Below are 14,002 nucleotides of genomic sequence, written 5' to 3' on the forward strand. Positions count from 1 at the left end.
GCATTTTATTTATGATTTTGACAATGTTTGAAAAAAATATATTAGTATACATAATGCTAGCATTGTGTGGACTGGGAATATTGATTAAATTTGTTGTGTCTTGTGTATATGGGCGCTTAGTTAGGGCATCCGATCAAATGGGGGCATCGGCAAATAAATTAATAAAAACGCTAAGGCTCAAGTTTGAAACAAGTTATTCCATGAAGCTAGGTGTTAATAATGTGGATATCTTTGTGGATAAGTATGTATACAAGCATAAATTTTGTGGAATTTTATTATACACATGGGAAAATTTTAGTGGACAACTTTTGCTATTGTGTATGCTAACTGGTACAGCAGGGGCTCTTTTGGGGCTTACATATGATTGTGGAAAAGAAAAAATTTTATTCACATTTTTTATAGGCGTATTAACTAGTGCAATGTTAATTGTTTTTGAGCAATTAATGAATATTCAAACAAAAAAGAGTGTATTAAGGACTAATATAAGAGATTATTTGGAAAATTATTTAAAGGTAAAATTGGAAAAAGGAGAGGTGAATTTGCAAGGCAGTCAGGCTGAAATGCTGGCCGAACAAATAAATGCGGAAAATAAAAAGCGTGCTGAAAGCAAAGCGTTAGATGAAAAGACAAAGGATTCTGGTAAAAACACATTGCAACAAAAAGAAGTAACGAAACTGTACGAAATAAACAAAAGGGAAGAAAAAATTATTCAAGACATCCTTAGAGAGTATATTATTTAATAAAAATTACTGTAAAATCTCTACACATTTGTTGGTAAATTAATATTGTCAAGTATTCTTGGGTTTGATACAATTAATCTGAAAATAGAACCAAAAGGAGTGCAAAAGACAATGGCAAAGCAGGTTGTGCTAGATTATTCCTTAGCCCAGAAGTTTATTTCTAATGAAGAATTAGAGATGATGAAAAGTATTGCAGATAATGCAAAGAAAACTTTATTAAATAAAAGTGGTGCAGGAAATGATTATTTAGGATGGATAGATTTACCAGTTAATTATGATAAGGAAGAGTTCAGCCGTATTAAAAAATCGGCTGAAAAGATTCAAAGCGATTCAGATGTATTAATTGTTATTGGTATCGGGGGTTCTTATTTAGGAGCAAGAGCCGCTATTGAATTTTTAAGACATAGCTTTTATAACAGTGTCAGTAAGGAAGTGCGTAAGACACCAGAAATTTATTATGCAGGTAACAACATTAGCAGCACTTATATTAATCATTTGATACAGGTAATTGGAGATCGTGATTTTTCAGTTAATGTAATTAGTAAGTCTGGGACAACTACTGAACCAGCAATTGCATTTCGAGTATTTAAAAAGATGCTAATTGAAAAATACGGAAAAGACGGAGCAGCAAAGAGAATATATGCAACAACAGATAGTGAAAAGGGTGCATTGAAAAATCTTGCTACTGAAGAAGGTTATGAGACATTTGTTGTGCCAGATGATGTTGGAGGACGTTTTTCCGTATTAACAGCGGTTGGATTATTACCAATTGCAGTAAGTGGAGCAGACATTGACCAGTTAATGGAAGGTGCTGCCAGCATGAGAGAAAAATGTATTAATCGTGCATATGAAGAAAATGATTCTGTTTTATATGCAGTAATAAGAAATATTTTATTAAGAAAAGGCAAGGGAGTAGAGATTCTTTGCAATTATGAGCCAGCATTGCACTATGTTGGTGAGTGGTGGAAACAGCTATATGGTGAAAGTGAAGGTAAGGATCAGAAAGGTATCTTCCCAGCAGCAGCAGACTTTACCACAGATTTACATTCTATGGGTCAGTTTATCCAAGAAGGTCAGAGATGCATGTTTGAAACAGTAATAGAACTTGAAAAATCTACCTGTGAACTAGTTTTAGAAAAAGAAGAAGTTGATTTGGATGGATTAAATTATTTGGCAGGACAAACTGTAGATTTTATTAATAAAAGTGCGATGAAAGGTACTTTACTGGCTCATACAGATGGTGACGTACCGAATTTAATCGTGAAGCTGCCAGAACAGTCAGAGTTCTGCTTAGGTGAATTAATGTATTTCTTTGAGTTTGCTTGTGGAGTAAGTGGGTATATACTAGGTGTGAATCCATTTAATCAGCCAGGAGTCGAAAGCTATAAGAAAAATATGTTTGCATTATTAGGAAAGCCTGGATTTGAAAAGGAAAGAGAAGAACTATTAAAGAGATTATAGAAAACTTAAGGGGCTGTCATCAGACAGTCCCTTATATAAATAGCTATTCATCAAGTTCAATTTGAAAATGCTGATAATCTTTCATAGAATTCCAGTTGCCTCCCCATTCAAAACCGTATTTTGTAAAGATTTCATAGCAAATATCATCCTTATGAATCATATAGGGGCAATCACTTGTTCTGTCCACATAAAGTTTGCCCTCAATAGGAAGTACGCTATCTTCCGAATTATTTGGTCTTACATAAGGGTTATAAAGTGGGTTTATGTCAATGGCAAGACCTTGACTATGCTTAGATAACCTGGTAGTTCCATCCACCAATCTATAATTAAAGCAAGAGGTGTTATTATCGCTCATGGAAGCATTATCATCTGCATCATATTCATCCACTAAAAGCATTTTTTCAATGGGATATTCTGCTTCAAAAAGTTCTTTAAAAATATTTTTAATTAAATCTGAAATTTCTTTATTTACGATAAGTTCCCCAGTGTGGACTTTCTGGTCAAAGCCCCAGTGCGAAACCTCTATGTAAACCAGATCATCTTTTGGTATCGTACAATTTTCCTTAAAGGACTTCCCATAAATACGTTTAAAAATGGAATCATCAATTTTACGAATACTACATGTATACTCCATAAGTGTGTCTCCTTTTAATGGGATTTCTGCTAACTCATCTGTAGGTGCTTCGGCAGCTTTTCTTGCAGGCTCTTTTAAAGGCGCAGTTGTATTTTGAATTACAGGCAGTTCTGGAGTAGGTAGCAATGGAGTTTCAGTAAAAGGAGTTGACGTTATATCAGAATTAATCGTTGTTATGTTGTGTTGCCCTAATTCGTGGTCTATAAAATAATATATGAATAGTATCGTAGTAACCATACAAAAAACAAGCAGGCGGGTTATGGTCTTTTTCATTAATCATCTTCCTCAATCACATGAATTTCTAAAAAATCAAAATCAATTGTATCAATAAAATTATCTTGGGTAAATCGGGTTTTATCATGGCGTTTAAAGTCTGCAATATTGCTTTCTAGCCATATTGGCTTAGATAAATCAAATTCATAGCATATAGTGTCTATGGCAGCATATACTTTTCGAGTTCGGTTTAATTTGGTATCATCATTGGAAATAACGACATCCTTTTGTAATTTATTATCTTGAAAAACTTTTGCCCATAATCGAAACATGTAAATTCTCCTTTCAAACAAGGGTTCTAAGAACTTTAGTATATCATGAAAAAAAATATTTTAATACCCCTAAAAAACTATTGTGAAACACTCTTTCATAAAATGTAATACTATGTTAAAATAAAAACGGAATATAAAAATACATATTTTGTACATATAAGAGGGAACATTATGGATGGGTTAGAACGTAGGAATAAGCTGGTTAATATACTAAAAACGCAAGTTGAACCTATTAATGGAACGATGTTGGCAAAATGCCTGGGGGTCAGCAGACAGGTCATTGTGCAGGACATAGCACTGCTTCGGGCAGAAAATGAACAGATTATAAGCACAACAAAGGGTTATATGTTACTAAAGCAATCCTTGAAAGCAAGTAGAGTGCTTCAGGTTAAACATGCAAAAAACGAAATAGAAGATGAATTAAATACCATTGTTGATCATGGTGGTAAAATAAAAAATGTAATAGTAGAACACCCCGTATATGGTCAAATACAGACGGAGTTAGAGATTTCCAGCAGAAAAGATGTAGAGGAGTTTCTTAATAAGATTTATAATGATAAAATTGTTCCATTAAAAGAATTAACTAATGGAATTCATTTTCATACAATTGAAGCAGAAAGTGAGAACATACTTAATTTAATTGAAAGTATGCTAAGAGAAAAGAATTACCTGATATAAGATATACTGTGTGCTATGTTAAGCCCAATATGGAGGAGAAAGGTTACAGAAATATGGAGTCATTAAAAAAATTATTAAATAGAATATTTATTGAAGGTTTAAGTGGAATGGCACTTGGATTATTTTCCACATTAATTGTTGGTACAATTATTCAGCAGGCAGGGATTCTAATAGGAGGTACCATAGGAAATTACTTCTTATATATTGGGAAAATGGCCGCGGCGGTTACGGGCGCTGGCATTGGCTGTGGTGTAGCTTATAAGTTTAAAGAAAGCCCACTGGTAACATTATCCGCCGCAGCGTGTGGTATGGTAGGAGCCTTTGCGGGTAAAATATTGGCAGGAGCAGCAATTGCATTGGATTCTTCTTCTGTAACTTTAATAGGACCCGGAGAACCATTAGGAGCTTTTATAGCTGCTTATATAGGTATTGAAGCAGGCCATCTGATTTCTGGAAAAACAAAAATAGATATTATTTTAACTCCGTCGGTGTCTATCATATCAGGTTCATTAGCAGGTCTTTTTGTGGGACCCAAAATTTCAAAAATAATGGCTGATTTAGGTGCAGTCATTAATTGGGGAACGGAAAGAGAACCCTTAATTATGGGAATTATTGTTTCTGTATTAATGGGTATGATATTAACATTGCCTATTAGTTCAGCGGCATTAGGAATTATTCTGAATTTGTCAGGGATTTCCGCAGGAGCTGCTACCGTAGGCTGCTGTGCCAATATGATTGGATTTGCGGTTGCAAGTTACCGAGATAACAAACTGGGAGGTTTATTAGCACAAGGAATTGGGACAAGTATGCTTCAAGTTCCCAATATTGTAAAAAAGCCTATTATTTGGATTCCTGCAATTTTAACTAGTGCAGTATTAGGACCAATTGCAACCTGTAATTTTATTGCAATGAAAAATAATGCAACGGGTTCTGGTATGGGAACAGCAGGGCTAGTTGGACAAATTATGACATATCAGACAATGGCACCTGAAAGAGGGGCTGTTACAACATTTATTCTAATTATAATTATGCATTTTGTTCTGCCAGGTGTATTAGCGTTTGGAATATCTGAATTTATGAGAAATATGAAATGGATTAAACCAGGTGACATGAAGCTGGACGTTTAAATTATTTATGTGATGGGGAATTGCAACAAATGCATACAATATTTTAAGGAGGAAACCATGAAAAAAATAGCATTGTTAACAAGTGGAGGAGATTGCCAAAGTTTAAATGCAACCATGAGAGGGGTAGCCAAAACATTATATCAATCTTCTAAGGATATTGAAATTTATGGAATACTTGAGGGGTACAAAGGTCTGATTTATGGAAATTATAAAAAGATGGAGCCTTCCGATTTTTCCGGAATATTAACAAGAGGCGGGACTATTATTGGAACATCCCGTCAGCCTTTTAAATATATGCAGATCCCAGATGATAATGGATTAGACAAGGTAAAGGCTATGAAAGCTACTTATAAAAAAATAGGGCTTGATTGTCTGGTTGTAATGGGGGGAAACGGTACACATAAAACAGCAAATTTGCTTAGAGAGGAAGGTTTAAATGTTGTTACCTGTCCCAAAACCATAGATAATGATATCTGGGGTACAGATATGACATTTGGGTTTCAAAGTGCGGTAGATGTTGCCACAACTGCAATTGACTGCATTCATACAACAGCAGCATCTCATGGCAGGGTTTTTATTGTGGAAATTATGGGGCACAAGGTAGGTTGGATGGCTCTACATGCAGGAATTGCAGGGGGAGCCGACATTATCTTAATTCCGGAAATACCATATTCTATTGATAAGGTAATTCACGCAATTCACAATAGGACAGAGCAAGGGAAGGCTTTTTCTATTTTAGCGGTTTCTGAAGGAGCAATTTCAAAGGAAGATGCTGAATTATCAAAAAAGGACTATAAGAAAAAACTGAAAGCGTCACCTTACCCTTCTATTTCCTACAGGATTGGAAAAGAAATTGAAGAAAAAACGGGGCAGGAGATTAGAATTACAGTCCCAGGTCATACACAAAGGGGAGGTAATCCTTGTCCTTATGATCGGGTAATTGCAACAAGACTGGGTGCAGCAGCAGCAAACCTTATTTTAAAAGAAAAATATGGATATATGGTTGCATTAAAAAATGATGACATTGTTCCTGTTCCTTTAGATGAAGTTGCAGGAAAATTGAAAATGGTTGATCCAGACTCATCTATTATATATGAAGCAAAATCACTGGGTATATGTTTTGGTGATTAAAAAGAGAAAAGCACCCTTACAAGCAGGGTGTTTTTTAATTGATATAATATATTACAGTACAGCTATGCCATTTAAAATCATCCAGTCAATGTAACATCATCAAACATTTATGAAGTGGTGGCAGATGTTTGACAACGACACAGGATACTGGTAAAATAATAGAGTTAGAAAGGAAGTGCCATCATGTCGTATACAGCGCTCTATAGAAAATTTCGCCCAGGCAACTTTCAGGATGTAAGAGGACAAGAACATATTGTTACTACATTAAGAAATCAGATAAAAGCAGAAAGGGTTGGTCACGCGTATTTATTTTGTGGGACAAGGGGAACAGGAAAAACAACAATTGCCAAGATATTAGCGAAGGCTGTTAACTGTCAAAACCCTCAGGATGGAAGTCCCTGCAATGAATGTGAAATGTGTAAAAGAATAAGTGCCCAGATTTCCATGAATGTGATAGAAATAGATGCTGCATCTAACAATGGTGTGGACAACATTCGAGAAATAGTAGATGAGGTTCAATATTCACCAACAGAAGGGAAATACAAGGTATATATTATTGACGAGGTCCATATGCTTTCAACAGGAGCATTTAACGCCTTGTTAAAAACTCTCGAAGAACCGCCAGCATATGTTATTTTTATTTTGGCGACTACAGAGGTTCATAAAATACCTATTACCATCTTATCCAGATGTCAAAGATATGACTTTAAGCGTATTTCTATTGAGACAATTACGAAACAGCTTATGAGTCTGATGGATCAGGAACAGGTTGAGGTGGAGGAAAAGGCAATCTGGTATATTGCCAAGGTAGCAGATGGCTCGTTACGTGATGCCCTTAGTCTGCTGGATCAATGTATTGCATTTAACTTTGGCGAAAAATTGACCTTTGATAAGGCGTTAGATGTATTAGGTGCTGTGGACATAGAGGTTTTTCACCGATTAGCAGGCTGTATACTTGCAGCGGATGTAGTTGAAGCGATGACACTAGTTGAGGAGATTGTGATATCTGGAAGAGAGCTTACCCAGTTTGTTACAGATTTCACATGGTATCTGCGTAATGTGCTGCTGCTTAAAACATCAAAGGAAGCATATCAGATGTTAGATGTTGCAACTGAGCAGATTAGTATACTTGAAAGTTATGCAGAAAAATTCTCAATGGAAACTGCTATGAGGTATATTCGGATTTTTTCTGAATTAAGCAATCAATTAAAGTATGCGTCCCAAAAGCGGGTTTTGCTTGAAATTGCAATAATAAAATTATGTAAGCCGTCTATGGAGAGAGACTTGAGTTCTGTCTTAGAGAGGCTTCGTATAGTAGAGGAACAGTTGGAAAGGGGAACGTTTGCTTCGGATACCACTAGTTCTAGGCAGAACACGACAGATGCCGGACAGGAGGGAAATGAGCAAGGGGACAATTCTCAAAGAAATGCTGTGCAGAAACTGCCCAAGGCAATTTCAGAAGATTTAAAAGAAGTTGCAAAGAATTGGGATGGTATTGTAAATAATTTGTCTGGACAGATGAGAGCAATGCTAAGAGGTGTAGTACCTTCAGTTGGATCGGACAACTCATTGCTGTTGATATTTGAAGAAGGGATAAATTACAAAATTATTTCGGATGAAAAGAAGTTATTTGAGATTGAAGAAATGATTATGAAAATGATACAAAAAGAAGTTAAACTTCAGACAAAGCTGGTCGAAGCTAGAGAAAAGTCGCAAGACATAATTGATCTGACAAAGTGGGTCAATATGGATATAGAATATGAAGATTAAGTAGAAATTAAAGGAGGCTTATATAAAATGGCTAAAAGAGGTGGATTTTCTGGAGGAATGCCAGGAAACATGCAAAATTTAATGAAACAGGCACAGAAAATGCAGAAGCAGATGGAAGAAAGACAAAAGGAAATTGAAGAGAAGGAATGGGAAGCTTCAGCAGGCGGCGGAGCAGTTACTGTAAAGGTTTCTGGTAAAAAGGAATTAGTATCTGTTAAGCTTACAAAGGAAGTAGTAGACCCTGACGATATTGAAATGTTAGAGGATTTGATTCTTGCTGCTGCAAATGAGGCATTGCGAAAAGCGGAAGATGAGTCTAACGAAGTAATGAATGAAATTACCAATGGATTTGGAGGACTGGGAGGACTTTCATTCTAATATAAGAAGGAGAGGTCATGGAGTATTATAGCAGTCAGATTAGTAATTTAATTGAAGAGTTATCAAGGCTTCCTGGTATCGGAGTTAAATCTGCCCAACGGCTGGCATTTCATATTATCAATATGCCTGTGGAGCAGGTTCAAAAGCTTTCCCAGTCTATGGTAGAGGCGAGACAAAATGTTTGCTATTGCAGTAATTGTTTTACGCTGACAGATAAGGAACTTTGTCCTATTTGCAGTAATAGTAAGAGGAATAGAAGGGTTATCATGGTGGTGGAAAATCCAAGGGATTTAGCTGCATATGAGAAAACCCAGAAGTATGAAGGCGTTTACCATGTTTTACACGGAGCTATTTCTCCTATGCTTGGAATAGGACCCACTGATATAAAATTAAAAGAATTAATGCAGCGGCTTCAGGAAGAGGTAGATGAAGTGATTATTGCTACTAATTCCAGCTTAGAAGGTGAAGCGACAGCGATGTATATTAGTAAATTGATAAAACCAACGGGAATTAAGGTGAGCAGAATTGCCAGTGGTGTTCCTGTTGGAGGCGATTTGGAGTACATTGATGAAGTGACACTTTTACGGGCATTGGAAGGACGGGTTTTGTTATAATAAAATATTTAAATAAAGAAACTGCCACATAATTTAATATGTGGCAGTTTCAAGGTTAATGAGAGGGGGGGAGTATTTCAAATGTATGAAAATCTCTTGCAAGTAATACTATACTAGATAAATATGTACAGAGTATGTACAGAAAATAAAAAAAAACCGAAAACACAAAGGGTTATATAAAAAAAAAATAAAATGAAAATTAATAAAAAAAACATAAGAAAAAAAGCCGTTTTTACATTAAAGTGAATAACAGCTTTAATTTTTCTTATATAAAATAATTTCTTTTAAGTCTTCGCTCCATTTCGAATTGCATATCGAACACCCACACAGATATAATCAGCCAGTTTCATTACAACATCTAAGCGAGTTGTTTGTAAAAGCATATGATTAAGCATTCCAGAAATATTTACAATTCCTGTAATAAATATATCTCCTACAGCAGGCAATTCTTTATCAACGCCGATGCCAGGTCGGAGAGAACCTTCTCCCAAAGTAATATAGCCCACATGATTTGTAGAACCAAGAGAGGCATCAATAGCAATTAGAACTGGATTTCTGTGATGCTCTTTAATATAGCTTATTGTTTCGTTTAAATTTTTTGCGTGTACAGGTTTATCTAAAGTACCATATACAAATAAATTTGGATGTGACACTTTAGAAAGCTTATATCCTATAATAGGACCAAGGCAATCTCCAGTAGCACGGTCTGAGCCAATGCAAAGTAAAACAACTTCCTGCATTGATGTGGATTTTTTTTGCAGCATATTTGTAAATGTTTTGCAAAAATCATAAATAGTCGAAACATCTTTCGCATTATAATAGTGAATTTCTTTTTCTTGTTTCGTTGTGTTCATGACTCCCTTTCTGCAATGTATCAAACATTACTCAATTACAAAGTTTATATTAGTAAGTATTTACTAAAAATTTATGAAATAGACATCCAGTTAAAAAAAATTACGCAAATAGTTACAAAATAATAACGATATTCCATTTTAGCCAGAAAAAAAATGAGTAGACAAAAAGAAATAAGGAAGTTAAAAAAGGAAAATAATGGAATATAGGGAATTGTTTTTAGTATGTGATAAACTAATATGACAAATTAATTTTCTGGCATGTGTTAGTATTCTAATAATGTCAGTAATGTCCGAGCAAAAAGAGAAAGCATTATTGGATAAGTAGAGAGATAGAAAATCTTTAGGAGGTATCACCATGAATGGAAATGAAAACAGCAGTGAAACTCATGGGGGCACATCAGCTGTGCCTTTTAAAATACCAAAGAATGTAAGGCAAATTGGACAAGTTAACGACAGGGAAAAAATATATGTAGAAGATTACGTAATGACATATGTAAAGCAGGTAGGTGCAAAAAAAAGTGTAAAAAGTGCAATGCTGGCTTTTCTGGGGCAATACACAATGTTGGATAATTGTGAATGCATGTTTATTAGCGGTGCGGTTGAAATAGAAAATGTGGAGTATGAAGAAAAAGCCATTTTTACAAACGAAACGTGGACAAGTATTTACGAAGATATTAAAGAATACTTTTCAGATGTAGAAATTTTGGGATGGTGTTATATTAAAGCTGGGTTATCATTAACAGTTGATGATGGAATTATAAAGTTTCATAAGGACAATTTTCCTGGTAAAAGTAAAATACTATTTTTGTATGACAGCTTAGAGAGAGAAGATGCATTTTATTTATGTGAAGGGGAAAAATTAAAACGTCAAAATGGTTATTATATTTATTATGAAAAAAATATTGAAATGCAAAATTATTTAATTTCAAAAAGAAAAGGTAAAAGCGAGGAAAGTACATATGAAGATAAGGTTGCACAGGATATTAGAAGAGTAATTTCAAGTAAGAAGACAAGCAGCAAGGGAATTAGTGTTCCCGTTACAATAATGTACGGAACGGGAGTTTTGATAACAGCGGTAGTATTGGTTTTTACAGCATCAACTATAAATAGCAATGATCGCATGAAAGGGATGGAACAAACATTAAATGTAATTTCTAGAACTATAGTAAAAAATGTTTCAGAAACACCAGATGCAACTGCTATGGTAACGGCATCACCTGTTATTACAGAAGAACAGGGTTTGTCCGTAACTACAATACCAGGGGAAATTACAACAATAAAAGGAGAAGAAGTTATTGAGGAGGAATCCTCAAAGGATGAGAGTGAGGATGTCACTGCATCTGAGAAAACGAAAACAGATGAAGTAACAGAAAAAGAAAGTAGTAAGACAGAACAACCAAATACTGGTGAAGATAATGAAGGTATAAGCAAAAAAACTAAAAAAGCTAGTGCAGAGACAGAAACTTCAGCAGAAGGAAATATTTACATTGTTCAGGAGGGAGATACACTGGCATCAATTAGTATTCAATTGTACCATGACGTTGGATATACAAAAAAAATTATGGAAAAAAACGGAATAGAAAATCAAGATATGATATTTGCTGGTCAAAAATTAGTATTACCAGATTAACATATGCTTTTAATACACTTGAAAATATTGTATAATAGTTAAGTGCAAAATAAACACATATGAAAAGGTGTAGAAATAATTATGAAAAGTTTGACAGAAAGAAATGAAATTCAAAGATATGAACGAGAGAAAAAGAGACAGAACTTGCTAAAAAGAATAATCCGTCTATTTATTGTGCTACTTGTAGTTGGAAGTGCCGTATTTGGAATAAAAATAATATTTTTTAAGGATTATAATTCTTATAAAGTATTAAAAACCATTGATAGGGCCGACAGTAATACCGTAAAATATAGGAACTATGGAAATAAACTTTTAAAGTATAGCAGAGATGGCGCGCTTGCATATGACAGTGATTTAAATATGAGTTGGAATGGCAGTTATGATTTTAATGAGCCTATTATTGATACTTGTGGCAAATACGTTGTAATTAGTTCAGTAGGAAGTAAGGAAGCTTATATTTATAATGGAGAGGATTCTGGTACTAAGATATCTGTATTGTATCCCATTAATGATATTGCTGTAGCAAGCCAGGGAGTGGTTGCACTTGTAATGGAAAATAGGGAGTCTGATTTAATTCAGTTATATGATCCATACAATGAAATGGAACTATTGTTAGAGCGCACAACAAATGTAAGTATAGATGGCTATCCTTTGGATATTGATTTATCAACAGATGGAAAAAAGATGGTGATTAATTATTTGTATCTGAATAATGGTGGAGCAGAATCGAGAATTACGTTTTATAACTTTGGAGAAGTAGGAAAAAATTATCAGAATTTAATTGTCGGAAGCCGGATTTATGAAAATGAAATTATCCATAAGGTATCTTTTTTAGATAATAATACAGTAAGTGCATATAGTGAAGGTGGATTCAGGCTATTTGCTATGATTCAAAAAGTGGATGATTTATATGATAAGACGTATGAGAAACAAATTAAGAGTTCGTTTCACTCTGATAAGTACATTGGGTTTGTTCTGGAAAAGGCAGATAATGAACAATTATACGAACTGGAGGTGTATAGATTAAACGGAAAAAAAATACTGGAGAAGAAAATAAGCTTTTCATATGACAGGGTATATATTGTTAACCAGCAGATTATTTTTTTGACAGATCAAGAATGTTATATTATGAGAATGGATGGATCAATAAAGTTTCATTATGTATTTGACAGACCAATTACTTATATCATGCCAGTAACCGGGTTTCAAAAGTATTTGCTGGTGGAAGAAAAAACAATTAGTAAAATAGAACTTACGGAGGAAAAATAAAGTGAATGTTATGGAATTTATAGTACTGGCAATTTTGGCCAGTTATATCTTAATGGGATTAAAAGAAGGTTTTATAAAAACAGTATTTTCGTTTTGCTCTATTTTTATTGCACTAATTATAACGCAAATTGTTAGTGGACCTATTAGCACTCAGGTTAGGGGTAACGGTGTTGTTGTAAATTATATATCTAGTCAGGTGGAAGAACTGTTTTCTCTTGAGAAAATTTCGGTGGAAGATGTGGAGAAGGAAGGAAAGGATGAAAAAGCCGGTACCGTAAGCAGCCAGGTAAACATAATTAATAGCCTGACATTGCCAGAATCCATAAAAGAAAGTTTGATCGAAAATAATAATACAGAAGTTTACCGTGCGATGGAAGTTGATAATTTTGGTGAGTATATTAATCGATTTTTAACTTATGCCATTATCAACTGTATTACGTATAGTATTGTTTTTGGAATTGTTATGTTAGCACTGCAAATAATTGCAAGTATGCTGAATATAGTGAGCAAACTTCCTGTTGTACATAGTATAAATAAAGCAGGTGGTGCAGCAGTTGGCGCAGTTAGAGGGTTTGCTATTATATGGGTGATGTGTATTGTACTGACAATATTCAGTAGTACAGAGACAGGAAAAATTATTTTTAATCAGATTAATAGCAGTGCTTTTTTAAGTTTTATTTATAACAACAATCTACTAGCCAAGACGGTAATTAATGTTACGAAAAGTCTTTTTTAAAAAAAGTTAAAATATTAGTTGACATTTATTTTTTCAAGTGATATAATCATTTTTGCTGACGCGCTGAAGAGTAAAAAGTTGCGAAGGCAAAAATGATTTTTTTTGTTGGTCTAATATGGACAAACAGTAGAACTTTGATAACTAAACAGTGAAACAACCTTGAAAATTCAAAAAGAATTTCAAAGAACAGCATCTATAAAAAGATGCACCCAAAAAACAGTAAAATACAGAACTTCCGGTAAGAGGAAGGGAAGTATACGGAAAATAGCCAAGCTAGATTTCTGAAGGAAAAAAACTTTATTTGAGAGTTTGATCCTGGCTCAGGATGAACGCTGGCGGCGTGCTTAACACATGCAAGTCGAACGAAGCACAAAAGCGGAAGCCTTCGGGTGGAAGCTTTTGTGACTGAGTGGCGGACGGGTGAGTAACGCGTGG

Annotated in this window: 14 protein-coding genes and 1 rRNA gene; 12 read left to right on the plus strand and 3 right to left on the minus strand. The window is 34.5% G+C overall.

Features of this window, described 5'->3' with window-relative positions:
• Positions 1-11 precede the first annotated feature (11 nt).
• Positions 12-740, plus strand: a complete 729-nt coding sequence (locus BM305_RS17525; protein WP_092563941.1) for an ATP synthase subunit B family protein — start codon at positions 12-14, stop codon at positions 738-740.
• 111 nt (positions 741-851) lie between these two features.
• Positions 852-2,201, plus strand: coding sequence for a glucose-6-phosphate isomerase (locus BM305_RS17530; RefSeq protein WP_092563944.1), 1,350 nt, complete (start codon positions 852-854; stop codon positions 2,199-2,201).
• A 43-nt stretch (positions 2,202-2,244) separates the two neighbouring features.
• Here the strand turns inward: BM305_RS17530 and BM305_RS17535 are convergent, their stop codons facing one another.
• Complete coding sequence (locus tag BM305_RS17535) at positions 2,245-3,108, minus strand: M15 family metallopeptidase (protein ID WP_242940580.1); 864 nt, start codon at positions 3,106-3,108, stop codon at positions 2,245-2,247.
• A complete protein-coding gene (locus tag BM305_RS17540) occupies positions 3,108-3,380 on the minus strand; it encodes a hypothetical protein (protein ID WP_092563947.1) in 273 nt (90 codons plus the stop codon). The genes BM305_RS17535 and BM305_RS17540 overlap by 1 nt, the downstream gene beginning before the upstream one ends.
• A gap of 171 nt (positions 3,381-3,551) precedes the next feature.
• Here BM305_RS17540 and BM305_RS17545 point away from each other — a divergent pair, with 171 nt between their 5' ends.
• From BM305_RS17545 to recR, 6 genes are all read left to right on the plus strand, one after another.
• Positions 3,552-4,058, plus strand: a complete 507-nt coding sequence (locus tag BM305_RS17545) for a transcription repressor NadR (protein WP_092563950.1) — start codon at positions 3,552-3,554, stop codon at positions 4,056-4,058.
• A gap of 53 nt (positions 4,059-4,111) precedes the next feature.
• Positions 4,112-5,185, plus strand: a complete 1,074-nt coding sequence (locus BM305_RS17550) for a PTS sugar transporter subunit IIC (protein WP_092563953.1) — start codon at positions 4,112-4,114, stop codon at positions 5,183-5,185.
• Positions 5,186-5,242: 57 nt separating this feature from the next.
• Positions 5,243-6,316, plus strand: a complete 1,074-nt coding sequence (locus BM305_RS17555; protein ID WP_092563956.1) for a 6-phosphofructokinase — start codon at positions 5,243-5,245, stop codon at positions 6,314-6,316.
• A 183-nt stretch (positions 6,317-6,499) separates the two neighbouring features.
• Entirely contained in the window at positions 6,500-8,086 is a 1,587-nt protein-coding gene (dnaX, locus tag BM305_RS17560) for a DNA polymerase III subunit gamma/tau (protein WP_092563959.1), read from the plus strand.
• A gap of 27 nt (positions 8,087-8,113) precedes the next feature.
• On the plus strand, positions 8,114-8,464 hold the full coding sequence (locus BM305_RS17565; protein WP_092563962.1) for a YbaB/EbfC family nucleoid-associated protein: 351 nt from the start codon (positions 8,114-8,116) through the stop codon (positions 8,462-8,464).
• A gap of 17 nt (positions 8,465-8,481) precedes the next feature.
• Positions 8,482-9,078, plus strand: a complete 597-nt coding sequence (gene recR / locus BM305_RS17570) for a recombination mediator RecR (protein ID WP_092563965.1) — start codon at positions 8,482-8,484, stop codon at positions 9,076-9,078.
• 284 nt (positions 9,079-9,362) lie between these two features.
• On the opposite strand, the gene yyaC is transcribed toward recR, so the two are convergent.
• A complete protein-coding gene (gene yyaC, locus BM305_RS17575) occupies positions 9,363-9,932 on the minus strand; it encodes a spore protease YyaC (RefSeq protein ID WP_207649511.1) in 570 nt (189 codons plus the stop codon).
• Between the two features lie 355 nt (positions 9,933-10,287).
• Here yyaC and BM305_RS17580 point away from each other — a divergent pair, with 355 nt between their 5' ends.
• From BM305_RS17580 to BM305_RS17595, 4 genes are all read left to right on the plus strand, one after another.
• Positions 10,288-11,562 carry a LysM peptidoglycan-binding domain-containing protein gene (locus BM305_RS17580; RefSeq protein ID WP_092563968.1) on the plus strand — a complete coding sequence of 425 codons (1,275 nt, stop codon included), beginning with the start codon at positions 10,288-10,290 and terminating at the stop codon, positions 11,560-11,562.
• A gap of 81 nt (positions 11,563-11,643) precedes the next feature.
• Positions 11,644-12,831 carry a DUF5711 family protein gene (locus BM305_RS17585; RefSeq protein WP_092563971.1) on the plus strand — a complete coding sequence of 396 codons (1,188 nt, stop codon included), beginning with the start codon at positions 11,644-11,646 and terminating at the stop codon, positions 12,829-12,831.
• Between the two features lie 10 nt (positions 12,832-12,841).
• A complete protein-coding gene (locus tag BM305_RS17590) occupies positions 12,842-13,567 on the plus strand; it encodes a CvpA family protein (protein ID WP_177214792.1) in 726 nt (241 codons plus the stop codon).
• Positions 13,568-13,864: 297 nt separating this feature from the next.
• Positions 13,865-14,002, plus strand: a 16S ribosomal RNA gene (locus BM305_RS17595); the annotation flags it as partial.

This window comes from Anaeromicropila populeti (genome assembly GCF_900112775.1).
GTDB lineage: Bacteria > Bacillota > Clostridia > Lachnospirales > Lachnospiraceae > Anaeromicropila_A > Anaeromicropila_A populeti.

Excerpts from the sequence above, each read along its gene's own strand:
- BM305_RS17525 (WP_092563941.1), top strand. The coding sequence starts at position 12 with ATGATTTTGACAATGTTTGAAAAAAATATATTAGTATACATAATGCTA.
- BM305_RS17530 (WP_092563944.1), top strand. The coding sequence starts at position 852 with ATGGCAAAGCAGGTTGTGCTAGATTATTCCTTAGCCCAGAAGTTTATT.
- BM305_RS17535 (WP_242940580.1), bottom strand. The coding sequence starts at position 3,108 with ATGAAAAAGACCATAACCCGCCTGCTTGTTTTTTGTATGGTTACTACG.
- BM305_RS17540 (WP_092563947.1), bottom strand. The coding sequence starts at position 3,380 with ATGTTTCGATTATGGGCAAAAGTTTTTCAAGATAATAAATTACAAAAG.
- BM305_RS17545 (WP_092563950.1), top strand. The coding sequence starts at position 3,552 with ATGGATGGGTTAGAACGTAGGAATAAGCTGGTTAATATACTAAAAACG.
- BM305_RS17550 (WP_092563953.1), top strand. The coding sequence starts at position 4,112 with ATGGAGTCATTAAAAAAATTATTAAATAGAATATTTATTGAAGGTTTA.
- BM305_RS17555 (WP_092563956.1), top strand. The coding sequence starts at position 5,243 with ATGAAAAAAATAGCATTGTTAACAAGTGGAGGAGATTGCCAAAGTTTA.
- dnaX (WP_092563959.1), top strand. The coding sequence starts at position 6,500 with ATGTCGTATACAGCGCTCTATAGAAAATTTCGCCCAGGCAACTTTCAG.
- BM305_RS17565 (WP_092563962.1), top strand. The coding sequence starts at position 8,114 with ATGGCTAAAAGAGGTGGATTTTCTGGAGGAATGCCAGGAAACATGCAA.
- recR (WP_092563965.1), top strand. The coding sequence starts at position 8,482 with ATGGAGTATTATAGCAGTCAGATTAGTAATTTAATTGAAGAGTTATCA.
- yyaC (WP_207649511.1), bottom strand. The coding sequence starts at position 9,932 with ATGAACACAACGAAACAAGAAAAAGAAATTCACTATTATAATGCGAAA.
- BM305_RS17580 (WP_092563968.1), top strand. The coding sequence starts at position 10,288 with ATGAATGGAAATGAAAACAGCAGTGAAACTCATGGGGGCACATCAGCT.
- BM305_RS17585 (WP_092563971.1), top strand. The coding sequence starts at position 11,644 with ATGAAAAGTTTGACAGAAAGAAATGAAATTCAAAGATATGAACGAGAG.
- BM305_RS17590 (WP_177214792.1), top strand. The coding sequence starts at position 12,842 with ATGGAATTTATAGTACTGGCAATTTTGGCCAGTTATATCTTAATGGGA.